This window comes from Kitasatospora sp. MAP12-44 (genome assembly GCF_029892095.1).
Lineage (GTDB): Bacteria > Actinomycetota > Actinomycetes > Streptomycetales > Streptomycetaceae > Kitasatospora.
Genome location: NZ_JARZAE010000004.1, coordinates 35,062 through 52,959 on the forward strand (window position 1 = coordinate 35,062; position 17,898 = coordinate 52,959).

The 17,898-nt window shown below is 69.6% G+C and carries 13 protein-coding genes; 8 read left to right on the forward strand and 5 right to left on the reverse strand.

Translation table 11 applies throughout. The features are described 5' to 3' along the window. Window positions 1-183 precede the first annotated feature (183 nt). The 4 genes from P3T34_RS01225 to P3T34_RS01240 form a co-directional block, all read right to left on the reverse strand. On the reverse strand, window positions 184-942 hold the full coding sequence (locus P3T34_RS01225; protein ID WP_280664067.1) for a hypothetical protein: 759 nt from the start codon (window positions 940-942) through the stop codon (window positions 184-186). Window positions 943-991: 49 nt separating this feature from the next. After that, window positions 992-1,153: a hypothetical protein gene (locus tag P3T34_RS01230; RefSeq protein WP_280664068.1), complete on the reverse strand. Its 162-nt coding sequence runs from the start codon at window positions 1,151-1,153 to the stop codon at window positions 992-994. Between the two features lie 1,102 nt (window positions 1,154-2,255). Next, window positions 2,256-5,192 (reverse strand): CBM35 domain-containing protein, encoded by a 2,937-nt coding sequence (locus P3T34_RS01235; RefSeq protein WP_280664069.1) that lies wholly within the window; start codon window positions 5,190-5,192, stop codon window positions 2,256-2,258. Between the two features lie 271 nt (window positions 5,193-5,463). Next, entirely contained in the window at window positions 5,464-6,477 is a 1,014-nt protein-coding gene (locus P3T34_RS01240; RefSeq protein ID WP_280664070.1) for a LacI family DNA-binding transcriptional regulator, read from the reverse strand. A gap of 293 nt (window positions 6,478-6,770) precedes the next feature. On the opposite strand from P3T34_RS01240, the gene P3T34_RS01245 reads away from it, so the two are divergent. The 5 genes from P3T34_RS01245 to P3T34_RS01265 are packed head-to-tail and all read left to right on the forward strand — an operon-like array spanning window position 6,771 to window position 14,369. Continuing rightward, entirely contained in the window at window positions 6,771-8,153 is a 1,383-nt protein-coding gene (locus P3T34_RS01245) for an extracellular solute-binding protein (protein ID WP_280664071.1), read from the forward strand. A 15-nt stretch (window positions 8,154-8,168) separates the two neighbouring features. Then, window positions 8,169-9,119, forward strand: a complete 951-nt coding sequence (locus P3T34_RS01250; RefSeq protein ID WP_280664072.1) for a sugar ABC transporter permease — start codon at window positions 8,169-8,171, stop codon at window positions 9,117-9,119. Window positions 9,120-9,124: 5 nt separating this feature from the next. After that, window positions 9,125-10,018: a carbohydrate ABC transporter permease gene (locus P3T34_RS01255; protein WP_280664073.1), complete on the forward strand. Its 894-nt coding sequence runs from the start codon at window positions 9,125-9,127 to the stop codon at window positions 10,016-10,018. Window positions 10,019-10,044: 26 nt separating this feature from the next. Beyond that, the gene (locus P3T34_RS01260) at window positions 10,045-12,690 is read left to right on the forward strand and encodes a discoidin domain-containing protein (protein WP_280664074.1); all 2,646 of its coding nucleotides are present in this window, start codon (window positions 10,045-10,047) and stop codon (window positions 12,688-12,690) included. Window positions 12,691-12,737: 47 nt separating this feature from the next. Further along, entirely contained in the window at window positions 12,738-14,369 is a 1,632-nt protein-coding gene (locus P3T34_RS01265; RefSeq protein ID WP_280664075.1) for an alpha-amylase family glycosyl hydrolase, read from the forward strand. A 255-nt stretch (window positions 14,370-14,624) separates the two neighbouring features. On the opposite strand, the gene P3T34_RS01270 is transcribed toward P3T34_RS01265, so the two are convergent. Then, the gene (locus tag P3T34_RS01270; protein WP_280664076.1) at window positions 14,625-14,813 is read right to left on the reverse strand and encodes a hypothetical protein; all 189 of its coding nucleotides are present in this window, start codon (window positions 14,811-14,813) and stop codon (window positions 14,625-14,627) included. A 61-nt stretch (window positions 14,814-14,874) separates the two neighbouring features. On the opposite strand from P3T34_RS01270, the gene P3T34_RS01275 reads away from it, so the two are divergent. The 3 genes from P3T34_RS01275 (at window position 14,875) to P3T34_RS01285 (ending at window position 17,894) form a co-directional block, all read left to right on the forward strand. Next, window positions 14,875-15,741 (forward strand): peptidoglycan recognition protein, encoded by an 867-nt coding sequence (locus P3T34_RS01275; protein WP_280664077.1) that lies wholly within the window; start codon window positions 14,875-14,877, stop codon window positions 15,739-15,741. Between the two features lie 205 nt (window positions 15,742-15,946). Next, window positions 15,947-17,377: a ferric reductase-like transmembrane domain-containing protein gene (locus P3T34_RS01280; RefSeq protein WP_280664078.1), complete on the forward strand. Its 1,431-nt coding sequence runs from the start codon at window positions 15,947-15,949 to the stop codon at window positions 17,375-17,377. Window positions 17,378-17,390: 13 nt separating this feature from the next. After that, window positions 17,391-17,894 carry an FMN-binding protein gene (locus tag P3T34_RS01285; RefSeq protein ID WP_280664079.1) on the forward strand — a complete coding sequence of 168 codons (504 nt, stop codon included), beginning with the start codon at window positions 17,391-17,393 and terminating at the stop codon, window positions 17,892-17,894. The last annotated feature ends 4 nt before the right edge of the window (window positions 17,895-17,898 follow it).

Genomic DNA, 17,898 nt, shown 5'->3' on the forward strand with positions numbered 1-17,898 from the left:
CGATCCGCAGCGGACCCCGCCGGTGCCGGCCTCAGGAAGCCAGAGGGTCACTCCAGCCCCGGCGCCGAGGCTGCGGTGGTTCGAGGGCGATGACGGCCGTACGTCGCCCGTCCTCGTCGGTGTGGGGTGTCCGCCAAGAAAGCCTCAGCCCCGCGCGGAATGGTTCAATGCTTAAAGTTCCCGTCATCTGGCGGCGCCGGTCTCCGGTTGAATTTCTTTGCTTTGCCGCACCATCCTCTCGTAGGCAAGGGCATGCACTTCGTTCTCGGCCGCGAACTGCAGAAGCGACGTGGACCAGTCGTCGAACAGCGAGAAGACTCGATCCACCATCAGCTTTGATTCTTCGCGCTGGATCGCAGCGAGATCCGGCAGGCTCGATGCGGCCACTTCCGGCGACTTGATACTGTGCGACGCCTCCGCATCATAGTGCTTCGTGCCGAAGAACTCGCATTCCCGCCCATCCTGCACGGTGATCCCCTGGCAGTTCTTGAAGATCGTGATCGAAACGGCTTCGATAGCCTCGACCATCGCGAAGACGGCATATGTCGGCGAGTCGGACGCAAGCGATGCCAGTTCGAGGCACAGGCGTCGGGAGTGCTTGAAGTCTGCTCCCCACAACACACGAGTGGCGTCCGACAGCGACATCCGACTGTCGGCCCCGAGCTTGCCCAGGTCGTTCAGCAGCCACTGCCAATGAAAGTCCTCTTCATAGGTGTGGGCATTCAACAGGACCTGCAGATGCTCGACCTGAGGATCATCCTCACCCTTGCGGAAGACATATTTGTTCAGGTCGGAGTAACCCATGATGAAGGGGATGACGCTCGGCGCCCAAGCGAGGCGCCTCTCCCCGGACAGCGATTCGTCGGTCAGCAGTCGGACGAAAAAGTCGTGCGCTTCGTACTGCTTCCGCCGCTTTTCAATGTAGCCGACAACTTCTTGCATTTCCTACTCCATCCTGGATGCGAGCAGCGCATCATCATGCTGAACTATTTCACTCAAGGCCGAGGCTGCGCAGCCGGTTGCTGGAGGGGACGCCGGCCTGGCCGAGTCGTGCGATGGCCCGGCCCAAGTGAGGAACCGGGAAGTCGAGTCGCCTCTGCTGCGGAATCAGCAGGGCTGCGGAGCGGGCCGCGCGTAGGGCCGCAGTCGCCATGGGCGCAGGTAGTCCGGGTCGCCTGTAGATGGCCTGGGCCTCGGGAGGGATGATCGAGTAGCCCAGGCGGGAGGCGGCGGTCCATGCCGGGCGCAGTGCTCTGTGCAGTCCGTGGAGCGGCGGCCTGGACAGGAAGCGGTGGTCACCATGGCTTCCGTGGATGCTGCCAGTGTCCCGTGCATCCCGGTCAGGTAGTCGTCCAGGTCGGCGGTGGTCCCGGGAGCGTCGGTGGGGTCCAAGCCGACCAGGGCCGCGATTGTCCGTTGCTCGTGCACGTAGCGGTCTGCCTGCCTGGAGGTGAGTTTCAGGCCGCCGCGCCGCACGGCGTGCAGGTTGGACCTGGTGAGGGCGCAGTGCACCCAGAGCAGGAGGTCCGGGGAGTCCAGGCGGTGGATTCTGCCGGTGCTCGGTTCGTGGATCCTCATACGTGCATGGACGGCACGGACCCGGGCTCCGGCTTGCTCCGCCTCTGCTCGCGTCCCCCAAGTCGTCTGCACGATGAAGGAGCCAGTGCTCACGAGTCGGCCGAGGGGGTCTTCTTCGAATGATGAGTTCTGCACGATGCCCATGGCTGCGAGGGGGTGCAGCGCCTGCAGGTGGAGGGCGCTGATCCCCCCGATCCACATCGCTGGGTCGGCGTGGAGATGCCAGGTCACGGATGAGGGGCCGAAGAGGCCGGAATCAACGCTCATGTGCGAGTGCCGTCCTGGCGCGCGGGTCGTCGGCCGACTGATTGTCACGTGCTGGTGAGGTTCTGGACCGTGTGCTGCGGCGGTCAGCTCCCTGTGCAGCACCGGCGCTGGCCTCGCCGGCAGGTTTGGCCTGTATGGGTTGATGGCGCCGCTCTGTGACTCGTCCGCTGTGATCAACGATCATTGCATGCCCGTCGCTGTGGTGGTGGTGGTGGTGTCGATCCGCCGGTTTGGCGTCGTGGCCGAACTCATGGCTGTCGTCGGCCCGGGAGCGGAGCGGAGCGGAGGAGGGCGGGGTCGGGTGGCGGCTATTCGCGGCGTTGTCCGTTGCAGCGGTGGCCCTGTGCGAGCCCTGGATGGTCAACTCCACGCCGACCGGCGTGGAGCTGACCATGTGGTTCGGCGAACGGCTAGAAGCCGCTGTCGCCCGGGCCGCGGTTGACGGTGTAGCCGCCGGTGTTGTTGAGGCCGCCGGAGGCTGCGCCGGTGACGGTGACGTAGTTCGCGGTCAGGCTGCCGGTCACGTCGGAGATGTCGATGCCGTACGTGCCGGCGCCGCTGATGGCCAGGTGGTCGAGGGTCAGGTTGCTGATCTGCTTGGCGTAGCTGAGCAGCACACCCTGGTAACTGGCTTTGCTGATGGTGTTGTTCTGCACGGTGATCGGCTGGGTGATGTCGTCCTGGTTGGCGTAGATCCACAGGGCGCCGAGCGAGGAGTTCCAGTTGGTGTTGTACGAGCCGGCCCGGATCAGGGCGTTGCCGCTGACGGTGGTGGGCCCGGAGAAGCCCGCGCCGAACGCGGTGCTCAGGGTGATGCCGGAGCCGAAGGCGACGGTGTCGGAGACGAGGTTGTTCTCGACGGTGTTGTTCGCGCCGCCGTAGACGCCGATGCCGTTGGCCTGGATAGGGCTGCTCACCGTGTTGTTGGCGAGTACGCAGCCGGTGACGTTGCCGTTCTGGGTGGTCAGGGCGAGTTCGTCGTCGCCGGTGTTGCGCACCACCGACTGGTCGGCGCGGGAGTTGAAGGTGCCGCCGTTGAAGTGCAGGCCGTCGGCGAAGACGTCGCGGATCCGGGTCCCGTCCACGTAGAGGCCGTTGGCGGAGTCGGTCCAGATGCCGACCTTGGTGTGCTCGATCCACACGTCGTAGATCAGGGATCCGGAGCCGAAGTTGCCCTCGATGCCGGCCGCGCCGGAGTCGTTGTTGCGGAAGGTCTGGTCGCCGGCGATGGTCAGGTCGGCAACCTGGTTGGTGCCGCCGGTGGCCATCAGGCCGCCCGCGCCGTTGGGCGCGGTGGACTGGATCGTGGTGTACCACTCCCCCGCGCCGCGCATCGCGACGTTGTCCAGGCTGAGCTGACCGGAGATCAGGTAGGTGCCGGCCGGGAACCAGAGGCCCTGGCCGGTGCCGGAGACGGCGGCGAGCGCGCTGTTGATGGCGGCGGTCTGGTCGGCGCCGCTGTTCGGGGTGACACCGTAGTTCGTGACGGGGACGTAGCCGCTGGGCATGGTGAAGGCCGGGTCGACCTGCTCGGTGTCGACCACGTCGATGGTGTAGGAGGCGGCGGTGTCGGCCGCGTCCTTCTGCAGCTTCAGCACGGTGCCGGCGGGCCAGCTGCCGATCAGCGCGCGGGTCTCGTCGAAGAAGTGGTGGGCGGGGCCGCTGCTGGGCGTGTGGGTGTCGTAGTAGCCGCCGCCGTAGAGCCAGGAGTACTGGGTGGTGAGGCTCAGGTCCTGGATCTTGGTGCCGCCCGCGTAGAGCGCCAGCGGGGCGGTGGCGGTGGAGCCGTCGGAGTTGTCGGGGATCGAGTAGCGCAGCACGATCGAGTTGGCCGGCTTGGTGAGGGTGAACTGCACGTACTGGCCGGTGGAGGTGAGTTGGACGGCCTGTCGGTCCGTCGACTCGGCTTGCAGGCTCGGGTAGGTGGTGCTGTACGGCAGCACGGTGCCGTTGGTCTGCGCGGACGCGGCCTGGTACTCCGTGTAGGGCATGGTCGCGCCCTGCACGGCGAGCGCGGTGCCGCCGTTGACTGCGACGTTGTTGATGGCGAGGTTGCCGCTGTCACCGGGGTCGGTCTGGTAACCGATCAGGTTGACGCCCGAGCGCAGCGTGAGGTTCTGCGCGGTGGTCAGCCAGCTGCTGCCGGCGGGCAGGCTGAGTTGCCCGTTCCTGACCCCGTTCAGCTGGAGCGAGATCGTCTGCGGGCTGCCGGTGGTGTTGGCGTAGGTCAGGGTGACGGGGTAGCTGCCGGCTGACGGCACGTCGACGGTGAGGTCTACGAGTGCGCCCTGGGTGGTGAAGCCGGTCAGGTAGCCGGTGCCGGTGTAGCCGGGGATCGAGGTGGCCACGGACGGGCCGCCGGTGTAGAAGGCGGTGGCCGCCTGGTACTGCTGCCCGCCGGAGCCGCCGCCCCCGGAGGAGCTGCCCGAGGACGTGACGGTGATGCTGTCGAGGTTGACGTTGCCACTGTCGGTGGTGTCGAACTTGTAGCCGATCGTGTTGCCGCCCGCGTTCAGGGGGAGGTTGTCGGTGACGGTGGTCCAGGTGTTCCAGTCGGCGGTGGCCGGGAGTTGGTCCTGCTGGATCTTGTTGCCGTTGACGTAGACAGAGAGCGTCATGGTGGCGGTGGTGCCGTTGGCGTAGCGCAGTGCCACCGGGGTCGGGCCGGCGTTCGCGGCGTTGACGGTGAAGACGGTGTCGGCGGTGCCCTTGTTGCCGTCGGTGTACCCGGCGACGAACCCGGCACCGGTGTAGCCGGTGTGGTCGTTCGCGACCACCGCGCCGCCGGACAGCGCGGCGCTCGAAGCCTCGTACTGGCCGGGTGGGGGCGGCGGGATCGGGGCCAGGGTGAGGTTGTCGAGGTTGACGTTGCCACTGTCGGTGGTGTCGAACTTGTAGCCGATGGTGTTGCTGCCGGCGCTCAGCTGGACCGTGGCGGGCAGGGTGGTCCAGGTGTTCCAGTCGGCCGTGGCGGGCAGCGAGAGCTGGGTGGTCTTGCCGCCGTTGACGTAGAGCGAGAGCGTCATGGTGGCGGTGGTGCCGTTGGCGTAGCGCAGCGTGGAGGTGTAGGCCCCGGCGCCGGCGGCGTTGACGGTGAAGACGGTGTCGGCGGTGCCCTTGTTGCCGTCGGTGTACCCGGCGACGAAGCCGGTACCGGTGTAGCCGGTGTGGTCACTCGCGACCACCGCGCCGCCGGACAGCGCGGCGCTCGAAGCCTCATAGACGGTGCTGGAGGCCGAAGCCGAGGTGACCGACCAGGTGGCGAACGCGAGCAGCAGGGCGAGGAGGGTGAGCAGGACGACGGGTACCGGCGTGAAACGTGATCTGCCGAAGGTCGAGACGGACATGACGCTCCCGAGGAGGTGAGAGAAGCGCAGCGAACTCACCGGCACGGTAGACCTGCCGACAAATCTCCGCAATATTCCGCGTGAAAGAAGAAAAGAGATAACCAGTGCGGTGTCTGACGGTGAGTCGACTGCCGTCGGCCGTGATCGCGGTGCGGTGCAATCGCGGCTTTCGTCTCGACGGCACGCCGCTGACCTGCGCGGCTGCGGTCCTTGGGCGCCCGGCGCGGGGCCCCGGGCGCCCGATCCTCGGTATCCGAAGCGAAAGGAACCGCTATCCGTGGTTCGGTTCTTGCGCGATCCGAACCGGCACCGGGGCGGTGGAACCGCGGACCACGAGTTCGGGAGCGTGCAGCAGTTCCTTGGGTGTGGGCGGGCCGCCCTGGATCTGATTGATGAGCAGGGCGACGGCGGCCTTGGCCATCGCGTCGATCGGCTGACGCAGGGTGGTCAGCGGCGGGTCGGTGTAGTTCATGAAGGCGGAGTCGTCGTAGCCGATCACCGACACGTCGCCGGGGACGTCGAGTCCGGCCCGGCGGGCCGCTCGGATCGCGCCGAGCGCCAGGATGTCGCTGCCGCAGATCAGGCCGGTCGCACCCGCCTTGAGCAGTTCGCCGGCGGTGGCCTGGCCGCCCTCGAAGGAGAACAGTGCGTGGCCGATCCGCCTGGTCAGGTCCAGTCCCGCGCGGTCGGCCAGTGCGGTGAAGGCGGCGATCTTGCGCTTCGAGGGGATGTGTCCCTCGGCGCCGACCATCAGGGCGATCCGATGGTGACCGAGCGCGCGCAGATGACCGAAGGCCTGCTCGACGGCCGAGCCGTCGTCGGTGGAGACCTGGGGGAAGCCGGCGTGGTCGACGGCCGCGTTGAGCAGCACCACCGGCACGCCCCGGCCCAGCAGTTGCCGGTGCTCCTCGGCGCTCAGCCCGCCGCAGAACACCACACCGGAGACCTGCTGGTCGAGCAGCATGGTCACGTACTCGGCCTCGGTCAGCCCGCCCGCAGAGCGGGTGCAGAGCAGCGGGGTGTAGCCGAGCTGGACCAGTGCACCGCCGACCACCTCGGCCAGCGCCGGGAAGATCGGGTTCTGCAGTTCGGGCAGCACCAGGCCGACCAACCGTGCCCGGACGCCGCGCAGTTGGCTGGGCCGCTCGTACCCGAGCACATCGAGCGCGGTCAGCACGGCCTGCCTGGTCGCATCCGAGACGCCCGGCCTGCCGTTCAGCACACGGCTCACCGTGGCCTCGCTCACCCCGACCCTGCTGGCAACTTCCGCGAGTCTACGAGTCACAGGACAAGACTATGTCACGAACCTGCGCTGCCTTGCGTAGATCCCTGCAATAAGATCTTTGCCCTGTCTGGTTCTTGCGTAAATGCGTCTCCCTATTGCGGCCATGTTTCCCGGGTCGTAACTTGGCAGCACGCCGGACCCGAATGGCCGCCCGCACCACGGCCGCGAGGGCCCAGGGGGTCGAAGCCGCCGGCCCCGAGGCGTCGCCGGTGCACACCGAGCCGCAGTCAGGCAGTCGGTGGGGAACGGCAGTTGGCGGCTTCGCAGCGAACCTCAACACCAGGGGAGCTCAGATGACCGGTAAGTCAGCGGGCAGCAGAGCCCGGATCACCCTCGCCATCGCCTTCTCGGCGGGCCTTGCCCTGACCGCCGGCGCGTGCGGCAGCTCGGGCAGCAGCTCCGCCGCGGGCGGAGACGGCGGCAAGGTCACGATCAGCGTCGGTTGCGAGCCGCCCACCTCGCAGGCCCAGCCACGGGCCAACTGGCTGGCCGACGTCGCCGCCTTCGAGAAGCTCAACCCGGACATCACCGTCAACGGCGACGACACCAACCCGTGCGACGACCCCGCGACCTTCAACGCCAAGCTGGCCAGCGGCAAGACTGACGACGTCTTCTACACGTACTTCACCGACGGTGCCAACGTGGTGAGTTCGGGCCAGGCTGCCGACATCCAGAAGTACGCCGGGCAGATCCACGGGCTGTCCGACATCCAGTCCTCGCTGCTGGACATCTACCGCAAGGATGGTTCCGGCGACCTGTACGGCATCCCCAAGGGCAACTACAGCCTCGGCCTGGTCTACAACAAGACGCTCTTCCAGCAGGCCGGGCTCGACCCCAACTCCCCGCCCACCAGCTGGGACCAGGTCGAGGCCGACGCCATCGCGATCGCCAGGCTGGGCAACGGCACCGTCGGCTACGCCGACTACAGCGCCGCCAACACGGGCGGCTGGCACTTCGCCGCCGAGCTCTACTCGCGCGGCGGCACCGTGGTCACGCCCGACGGCAAGTCCGCCGCCTTCGACGACGCCAATGGCCTGGCCGTGCTGCAGTTCCTGCACAAGCTGCGCTTCACCGACAACGCGATGGGCACCAAGCAGGGCCTGCAGTACAACGACCTGCTGCAGATGATGGCCACCGGCAAGCTCGGCATGTACGTCGGCGACCCGGTCACCCTGACCACCATGCACGACCAGTACGGCACCGCCTACGACGGACTGGCGGTGGGCCCGATGCCCGGCAGGACGGCGACCCTGGTCGGCGGCGACGGGTACATGTTCAACAAGAAGGACACCCCCGCCCAGATCCAGGCCGGCATCAAGTTCATCGACTACGAGTTCCTGACCTCGGGCATCGGCCAGTTCGACTACGCGCGCAAGGCCGGTGAGAAGGAGCCGGTCGGCCTGCCCGAGCCGGACCTGTGGAGCGGTGCCACGGCCGCCGCCGACGCGGCCACCATGGCCAAGTACGCCAACCTGCCCACCCAGAACTTCGCCTCCTATGTCGCCGCGCTGCCGTCGATGAAGCTGCTGGTCGAGCCGCCGCAGGCGCAGGCCGTCTACGCCCAGGGGGACAAGGCGATGAACGCCGCGCTGACCGACCCGAACGCCAACCTCCAACACCTGCTGGACACCTTCAAGGCGCAGACCGACTCGATCCTGAGCAACGCCCAGCAGTAGGGACCGGACTCCACCATGGCGACGCTCAACCTGACCCGCGCCGTGGCCGCGGATGCCGCCCGGGCCGCCCGTTCGGGCCGGCCGCGCGGCTCCCTGGGCCGCGAACTGCGCCGCAACACGACGGCCTACCTGTTCCTGGCCGGGGCGATCAGCTGCTTCGCGCTCTTCTCCTGGTACCCGATGATCCGTGAAGTGGTCATGAGCTTCCAGAAGACCAACTTCGCGGGCCGGACCACCTGGGTGGGGCTGCGCAACTACCGGCACATCCTGGCCGATCCCGACTTCTGGAGCGCCTGGCGGACCACCGGCCTATTCACCCTCTTCGCCCTCGTCCTCGGCTACGCGGTGCCGTTCTGCACCGCGGTCGTCATCAACGAACTGCGGCACGCCCGCTCCTACTTCCGGCTGCTGGTCTACCTGCCGGTGATGATGCCGCCGGTCGCGGCGGCCTTCCTCTGGCGCTGGTTCTACACCCCGGACAGCAGCGGCCTGTTCAACGCCCTGCTGCACGCGCTGCACCTGCCGAGCGTGCAGTGGCTGCAGTCCTCGCACGCACTGGCGGTGCTCTGCCTGGTGATGTTCTCCACCTGGATCAACATGGGCGGCACGGTGCTGATCTACCTGGCCGCGCTGCAGGGCATTCCCGGCGAGCTGTACGAGGCTGCCGAGATCGACGGCGCCGGCCTGCTGCGCCGGATCTGGCACGTGACGGTGCCGCAGACCCGCCTGGTGCTCTCACTGATGCTGCTGCTGCAGATCATCGGCACCGCGCAGGTCTTCATGGAGCCCTACGTGATCACCGGCGCCGCGAACAACACCACCTCGGTGGTCTACCTGATCTACCAGTACGCCTTCGCCTACAACAACTACGGCAGCGCCTGCGCGCTGGGCGTGCTGCTCCTGCTGGTCCTGTCCGGCTTCGCGGGCGGCTACCTCTGGCTCAGCCGCCGCGCGAGTGAGGAGTGAGAGCCATGGCACGCACGCCGGACACCGCGACCCGCACCCTGGTCTCCCCCGCGCAGCTGGCCCGCCCGCTCGGGCGCACCGCGTACTGGGGCGTCTTCTGGATCCTGGCCGTGCTCTTCGCGCTGGTCTTCCTCTTCCCGCTCTACTGGATGGTCAGCGGCGGGCTGAAATCCCCGCAGGAGATCATCCGCACCCCTCCGACGCTGGTGCCCGCCGCGCCCGCCCCGCACAACTTCCTGGCCGCCTGGCACGACGCCGACCTGGGCCGGCTGATCGGCAACACGGCCCTCTACGCGCTCGGCGCGCTCGGGTTCCAGCTGGTGTTCGACGTCGGCGCGGCATACGCGTTCTCCAAGCTGCGCCCGGTCTTCGGCAACGTGGTGCTCTTCGCGATGCTGGCGACACTGATGGTCCCCACCGCCGTGATCGCGCTGCCCGAGTACCTGACCGCGAACGACCTGCCCTTCCTGCACCTCAGCCTGCTCAACACCCCGTGGGCGATCTGGCTGCCGTCGGTCACCAACGCCTTCAACATCTTCCTGCTGAAGCGATTCTTCGACTCGATCCCCGCCGACCTGCTGGCCGCCGCCGCCATCGACGGCGCGGGGCCGCTGCGCACGCTCTGGTCGGTGGTGCTGCCGATCTCCCGGCCGATCCTCGGGGTGGTCTCGATCTTCGCCGTGGTCGGGGTCTGGAAGGACTTCCTGTGGCCACTGCTGGTGCTCACCGACACCTCCGCGCAGACCGTCAACATCGGGCTACGCCAGCTCAGTTCGGGGCTGCCGCAGAACGTGCTGATCGCGGCCCTGGCCATCGCCTCGGTGCCGACGATCGTCTTCTTCCTGATCTTCCAGCGCAACATCATGTCCGGACTGACCGCCGGCGCCACCAAGGGCTGACCACCCGACCCCCGAGGAGCCTCCTCGTGTCCCTCTCCGCCCCTTCACGCGCGCGCCGCAGACGGGTGCGCGCAGTCTGCGCCGCCGTGGCGGCGTTGGTGCTGCCCGCCGCGCTCGCCCTGACCCTCCCGTCCGGCGCGTCCGCCGCCCCGCCCTCGCCCGCTCTTGCCGCCGAGGGCCAGGCCGGCGCGCCCGTCCCGTTCACCGAGCAGAACGCGGCGACCTCCCCGACCGCCCACACCGACGGCACGGTCCTCGGCCCCGACTACCATTACGGCAGCCTCGCCGCCGAGGCCACCGGCCGCCAGGCCGTCCAACTCACCGGCCAGGGCCAGTATGTCTCCTTCCGACTGACACGGGCCGCCAACGCCGTCGACTTCCACTACGCGCTGCCCGACTCGCTGCACGGCGGCGGCATCGCCGCCCCGCTCAGCCTCTACGTCGACAACCGGCCCACCGCCGCCCTCCCGCTGACCTCGCAGTTCAGCTGGCTCTACGGCCAGTACCCGTTCCGCAAAACCCCGGTCGTCGGCCAGCCCGACGGCGAGGTGCCGCACGACTTCTACAACGACGTCAGATACCACTTCGCGAGCACACTGCCGGCCGGGACCGTGGTCAAGCTCCAGGTCGACCCGGGCGACGACGCACCCTGGTACGTCATCAACACCGCCGACTTCGAGCAGGTGGCCGCGCCGAAGGCCAAGCCGGCCGGCTACGCCGACGTCACCCAGGCGCCGTACCACGTCGACAACACCGGGGCGAGCGACGTCACCGCCGCCCTGCAGAACGCCATCAGCACCGCCTCGGCAGCCGGGCAGGGGCTCTACCTGCCGCCCGGCACCTACACCATCAGCAACCCGCTGAACGTCGACCGCATCGCCATCACCGGCGCCGGCCAGTGGTACACCGTCCTGACCGGCAAGAACGTCGAGTTCAACGGGAAACAGAACCCGGCCAGCAGCCACGTCGACATCTCCGACCTCGCGCTCTACGGCAACGTCGACGTCCGCGACGACAGCAACAGCGAGGACACCGGCTTCAACGGCGGGTTCAGCGACTCCACCATCGCCGACGTGTGGATCCAGAACGAGAAGGTCGGCGCCTGGATCGTCGGCCCCAGCAGCAAACTGACGATCCGTGGACTGCGGATCCAGGACACCACCGCCGACGGCATCAACCTGGACGCGGCCGACGGCCCGGTCACCGGCGCCCGGATCACCGGCAACTTCCTGCGCAACACCCAGGACGACGGCCTGGCCCTCTGGTCGCAGAACTACGGCGACACCGACGACACCCTGTCCCACAACACTGTCGACTCACCCGGACTCGCCAACAACATCGGCGTCTACGGCGCCGGCGCGGGCGATGTGATCAGCGGCAACCTGCTGCAGGACACCGTGACCCGAGGCGGCGGCATCGGCATCGGGCAGCGGTTCGGCTCGGTCCCGATGTCCGGCCCGCTCGACATCACCGGCAACCTGCTGGTGCGCACCGGCCAGTGGGACCCGGGCTGGGACTACGGCGTCGGCGCGATCTGGTTCGACCCGCAGCAGGGCGACATGACCGCCCCGGTGAACATCATCGGCAACGCGATCCTGGACAGCCCGTACGAGGCGTTCATGTTCCAGAACTCCAACGCCTACGTCGGCTCGGCCGTGACCACCCCGCCCAGCGCCGGGTACCGGGTGACGGACGTGGCGATCCGCGACAACCTGCTGGCCGGTGTGGGAAGTTACGTCTTCCAGAACCAGGCGCCGGGCGCCGTCGACGTCTCCGGGACCATCGCCACCGGCGTCGGCGCGGCCGGCGTGTTCAGCTGCGGCCCCGGCTTCACGATCGACCGCGGACCCGGTGACCTCGGCTGGGACAGCACCGGCTGCGGCATGCCGGCCGAAAGCCCGCTCTGGGCCTACCCATCCACCACCACGTTCGAGGCCGCCTCGGTCGGCCAGGCCAACCCGGTGCAGCGGGTCGCGATCATGAACACCGGCACCGCCCCGGCCGCTCTGGGCCCGATCACCGCAGGCCCAGGCTTCACCGTCTCCCCCGACCCGAGCCACCCGTGCCCGAGCAGCCTGACCGCCACCTCACCGACCGACAACGCCAACTGGTGCATGGTCGACGTCTCCTACACCGCGGCGGCCATCGGCATCACCCAGAGCACCCTGACCATCCCCCGCGGCCCCGGTCGCACCCCCACCACCGTGCAGCTGGTCGGGGACACCGACAGCATCGGCGGCAGCGGCGGGGTCACGCCCACCAACCTCGCGCTGGGCGCGACCATGACGGCCAGCAGCGCGCTGGCCGGCTTCCTGGCCACCAACGCCAACGACGACAACAACGGCTCCTACTGGGAGAGCCAGGACAGTCAGGGCCTCCCGCAGACCCTCACCGCCGACCTCGGCACGGCACAGCCGGAGAGCAGCGTCGTGCTGACCCTGCCGTCGAACTGGGGCGCCCGGGTGCAGACGCTGTCGGTGCTCGGCTCCCCGGACGGGACGGCCTTCAGCACCCTGGTCCCGCCGGCCGCCTACACCTTCGACCCGGCGTCCCAGAACACCGTGACGATCCCGCTGCCGCCCGGGACCAGCGAGCGGGCCCTGCGGCTCGCCATCACCGGCAACACCGGCTGGCCGGCCGCGCAGCTCTCCGAGTTCGAGATCTTCGGCTGACCGCACCGGCCCCGACAGAGCCGGCCCACGACAAAGGAGTACCCCGCATGGCCCCTCCGTGGTGGCGCGACGCCGTCATCTACCAGGTCTATCCGCGCTCGTTCGCCGACGCGAACGGGGACGGGATCGGCGACCTGGCCGGCATCCGCGCCAAGCTGCCGTACCTGGCCGAACTCGGCGTCGACGCAGTGTGGTTCACCCCCTGGTACGCCTCCCCGCTGGCCGACGGCGGGTACGACGTGGCGGACTACCGCCGGATCGACCCCGCCTTCGGCACCCTCGCCGAGGCCGAGGCGCTGATCGCCGAGGCACACCGCACGGGCCTGCGGATCATCGTCGACATCGTTCCCAACCACGTCTCCGACCAGCACGTCTGGTTCCAGGAGGCGCTCGCCGCCGCACCCGGCTCGGAGGCCCGCAACCTCTTCTGGTTCCGCCCCGGGCGCGGCAGCGGCGGCGAACTACCGCCCAACAACTGGACGTCCGAGTTCGGCGGCCCGGCCTGGAGCCGGGTGCCCGACCCCGACGGCACACCCGGCGAGTGGTACCTGCACCTCTTCGCCGCCGAGCAGCCCGACCTGAACTGGAACAACCCCAAGGTCGCCGAGGAGCACGAGTCGGTGCTCCGCTTCTGGTTCGACCGGGGCGTGGACGGCGTGCGGATCGACTCCGCCACCATGCCGGCCAAAGACCCCGAGCTGCCCGACTTCGACCGCCGCCACCCGCCGACTCCGCACCCGTACGTGGACCGCGACGCCGTCCACGCCATCTACCGCGGCTGGCGGGCGGTGGCCGACAGCTACGCGCAGCCGCGCGCCCTGATCGGCGAGGTCTGGCTCGACCAGCCCGACCGGCTGGCCGCCTACCTGCGGCCCGACGAGATGCACACCGCGTTCAACTTCGACTACCTGAACTGCCCGTGGGACGCGGCGCGGCTGCGCGCCGTCATCGACGGGACCCTGGGCAGCCACCGCGCGGTCGGCGCGGCCGCCACCTGGGTGCTGTCCAACCACGATGTCACCCGGCACGCCACCCGCTACGGCCGCGCCGACACCGCCATGGGGCGCAGCCCCGCCCAGCACGGCGCACCGGTCGACCTGGCGCTCGGCACCCGCCGGGCCCGGGCCGCGATCCTGCTCAGCCTGGCCCTGCCCGGCTCCACCTACCTCTACCAGGGAGAGGAGCTCGGCCTGCCGGAGGTCCAGGACATCCCCGACGCCTTCCGCCAGGACCCCTTCTTCTTCCGGAGCCAAGGCGCGGACATCGGCCGCGACGGCTGCCGGGTGCCACTGCCGTGGAGCGGCACCACACCACCCTTCGGCTTCAGCCCGCCGAACGCGAATGCCACACCGTGGCTGCCGCAACCGGCCAGCTGGTCCGACCGCACGCCGCAGGCGCTCGGCCGCGACCCACACTCCATCCTCTCGCTCTACCGCACCGCCCTGCACCTGCGCCGTGCCGACACGGATCTGCACACTGACCTCTTCCGGTGGCTCACCGAGCCCGACGGCCGAACACTGCACTTCCGGCGCGGCAGATCCTTCCACTGCCTCACCAACCTCACCGACGAACCACTGACGCTGCCGGAGCACACTGAGCTCCTGCTGGCCAGCTCCCCACTGAGTACGGGGGACCCGACACTGCCACCCGACACCACCGTCTGGCTGCAGACCACCTGACGCCACGTCGAGGCCGACTGGCTCCCAACACGGCACGACGCCCGCCAGCCGGATGGGCGTGAGCCAACCGGCCCACACTCGACAGCAAGATCAATACCTAGACCAACCGGGTGTCGTACACCGGAATCCTGGCTCTGTCGGGAGCGCACGGTTGACGGTGCCTCAGGCATCGCCGGCCGGGTGACCCCGCCATCGAACGACCCACCGGCCGGGGCGAGCCGGTGCCTGCACAGCATCCACGGGATGAGGGTTCCCTCAGTCGTCGGTGGCTTCGATGTGCACGTGAGCGACGTCTTCGCACAGGAAGGCGGTCAGGGCTTGGCCTAGCGCCGCCCGGCCGTTCCAGGCGGCCCTCGCCTCCGCCAGCAGCTTTGGATGCGGCTCGATGACGGCCGGCGACCGCTGCGGGTGGCGGGCCAAGACCAGGCGAAGACCGGACGCCACCTCGGCTGACTGGCCGCCCGGCCGACGGGCGGCCGTCCCGGGCCATCGTTACCGTCGTGGCATGGACATCGACCGCCGTCTCATCCTGCGCCGCATGGCACTGGCCACCTCGGTGGGCGGGCTGGTCGTACTGCCCGCCCTGGGCCGCCCACGACCGGTGACCCACCCCATTGCCGCAGCCCAGCCCATGCAGGCGGCGAAGCCCTCGTCCCCCGTGCCGGCCGCTCCGCCGATCGTGCCGCGCTCGGCCTGGCAGCCCCCACCCCAGGCGTCCGCGATCCAGTACGACCGCGAGGTGCGCGCCGCGTTCATCCATCACACCAACAACCCGAACTCCTACAAAGCACAGGACGTCCCCGACATCCTCCGGGCGATCCACCACGACCACCTGGACAACCACGGCTGGGACGACATCGGCTACAACTTCCTCATCGACCGCTTCGGCACCATCTACGAGGGCCGGGCCGGCGGCATCGACCGCCCCGTCGTCGGCGCGCACACCATCGGCTTCAACCGGGAGACCGTCGGCATCGCCGCGATCGGCACCTACGACGACACAAAGGTCCCCGAACCCGTCGTCACCGCCATGGCGGCCCTGATCGCCTGGAAGCTCGGCCTCTCCGGCAGCGACCCGCGCGGCCGATGCGAGCTGACCTCCACCAACAATGACAGCCGCTTCCCGGCCGGCACCCGCCACACGTTCAGCGCCGTGTCCGGGCACCGCGACGCCTACCCCACACTGTGCCCAGGCGAGGCCCTCTACACGCTCCTCCCGCAGATCACCGAACAGGCAGCCGCCCTCCAGCAACAGGCCACCACCACGACCACCGCCACCCCGCAGCCTCCTGACCCACACCGGACCGCCACTAGATCAGCCACCCTTCGGGAAGCCCCATGGGCACCAGACGTCCCGGGCCGTTCGCCGTGACCGTGGCGGCCGTCAGTCCCGCAGACACGTGGTCGTGTCCTGATCCGGGGGTGGCCGGTGCGCGCAGGGCGCCCGCCTGGAGACGGCCGCACGCGGCTGCGGCCCTCGTACCCGCGTGAGCTCGTACACCGGGCTGTTACCGGAGTGTTATGGGGTGGAGGCGAGAGTGGAACTGGAAGATCCCGCTCAGTGATGGGAGCCGCCGGTGTCCACCGTCAGCGCGCACTCCGCACGTCGGGCCCGCCACCGGGCCGGGCCGCCACCGCGGCGGCCCTCAGGCCCGCCCCCGCAGCCGTCCGGTCTGCCGCCCGTGGGCCACCTCTGGTCGCGTGCCCTGCTGCTGGTCATCTGGGCCGGTGTGCCGGCCGTCATGGCGATCTGGTGGCAGAACACCATCCCGGGCTCGCTGCGCGGCTTCGGGGACTACGTGACCTCGGCCGGTCGCCTGTCCGGCCTGCTGGCCGCCTACCTGCTGCTGGTCCTGGTCGCGCTGATGGCGCGCATCCCCTGGCTGGAGAACCGGATCGGCTCCGACGTGGTGACCCGCTACCACCGGACGCTGGGCGAGTACACCGTCGCCCTGGCCCTCGCGCACGCCGTCCTGATCATCCTCGGCTACTCGTGGCAGTCCGGCACCAACCCCGCCTCCGAGGCGGTCACCGTCCTGTTCGACTACCCGGACGTGCTGCTGGCCGCTATCGCCCTGGCCCTGCTGGTCCTGGTGGGGGTCGTCTCGGCCCGCGCGGTGCGCCGCAAGCTGCCCTACGAGACCTGGTACCACATCCACCTGCTCGTCTACGTCGCGATCGCGCTCGCCTTCGCCCACGAGTTCTCCGTCGGCGCGGACTTCTCCACCTCGCCGCGCAACCGGCTGCTGTGGTCCGGCGCCCACATCGCCGTGGCCGCGGCCGTCCTCGTCTTCCGCGTCGCGCTGCCGCTGCGCCGCTCCCTGCGCCACCAGGTACGGGTGACCCGGGTGGTCCCCGAGGGACCGGGCGTCGTCTCGATCCACCTGAGCGGACACGACCTGGACACGCTGGACGCCCGCGCGGGCCAGTTCCTGCGCTGGCGCTTCCTGGCCCGCGGCCTGTGGTGGCAGTCCCACCCCTACTCGCTGTCCGCCGCACCCGAGCGCGGCCAGTGGCGGATCACCGTGAAGAACCTCGGCGACTCCAGCACCGCCCTGAGCCGCCTGCGCCCCGGCACCCGGGTCTGGTTCGAAGGCCCCTACGGCGCCTTCACCGAACAGCGCCACAACCCCACCCGCAAGGTCCTGCTGATCGCGGGCGGCGCCGGCATCACCCCGATCCGCGCCCTCTACGAGAGCCTGCCCGGCAGCGGCGGCGACGTCATCCTGCTCTACCGCGCCTCCCGCGCCGAGGACCTCGTCCTCTACCGGGAGCTGCAGGAGATCGCCCGCCGGCGCGGCTTCGGCCTCTACCCGCTGGTCGGCCCGCGCAGCGGACCCCAGGGCGACCCGCTGTCCGCCGCGCGGCTGCGCCAGAGCGTGCCCGACGCCGCCCACCGGGACGTGTACCTATGCGGGCCCGCCGGCATGACACAGGCCACCGAGCGCCAGCTACGCCGCCTGGGGGTCCCCGCACGGCGGATCCACAGCGAAGCGTTCGAGCTCTAGGACGGGAAGACCCATGAACAAGACCACGATGGCGCTGCTCGCCACCAGTGCCGGCCTCGCCCTGGTCATCGGGGCCAAGGTCGAGTCCGCCAGCTCCCCGCACTCCGCCCTCGTGGCGACCTCGGGCCCCTCGGGCGCGCAGTCGCCGGCCGGCGGCGGCTCCACGAACCCCGGCGCACCCACCGCCGCCGCGCCGTCGGGCGGGTCGAACAGTCCGTCGTCGGGCTCCGCCGGGGCCTCGGCCAGCGGGCGGTTCACCGGCAGCGTGGTCGACACCCGCTACGGCCCGGTCCAGGTCCAGGCCGTCCTGACCGACGGCAAGATCACCGACATCACCGTGCTGCAGCAGACCACCGGCGGCCACAGCTCGCAGATCGACTCCTACGCCCTGCCCCAACTCAAGTCCGAGGCACTGCAGGCGCAGAGCGCCAACATCGACGTCGTCTCGGGCGCGACCTACACCTCCAACGGATACGCGCAGTCGCTCCAAGCCGCCCTCGACGCGGCCCACCGGTGACCGC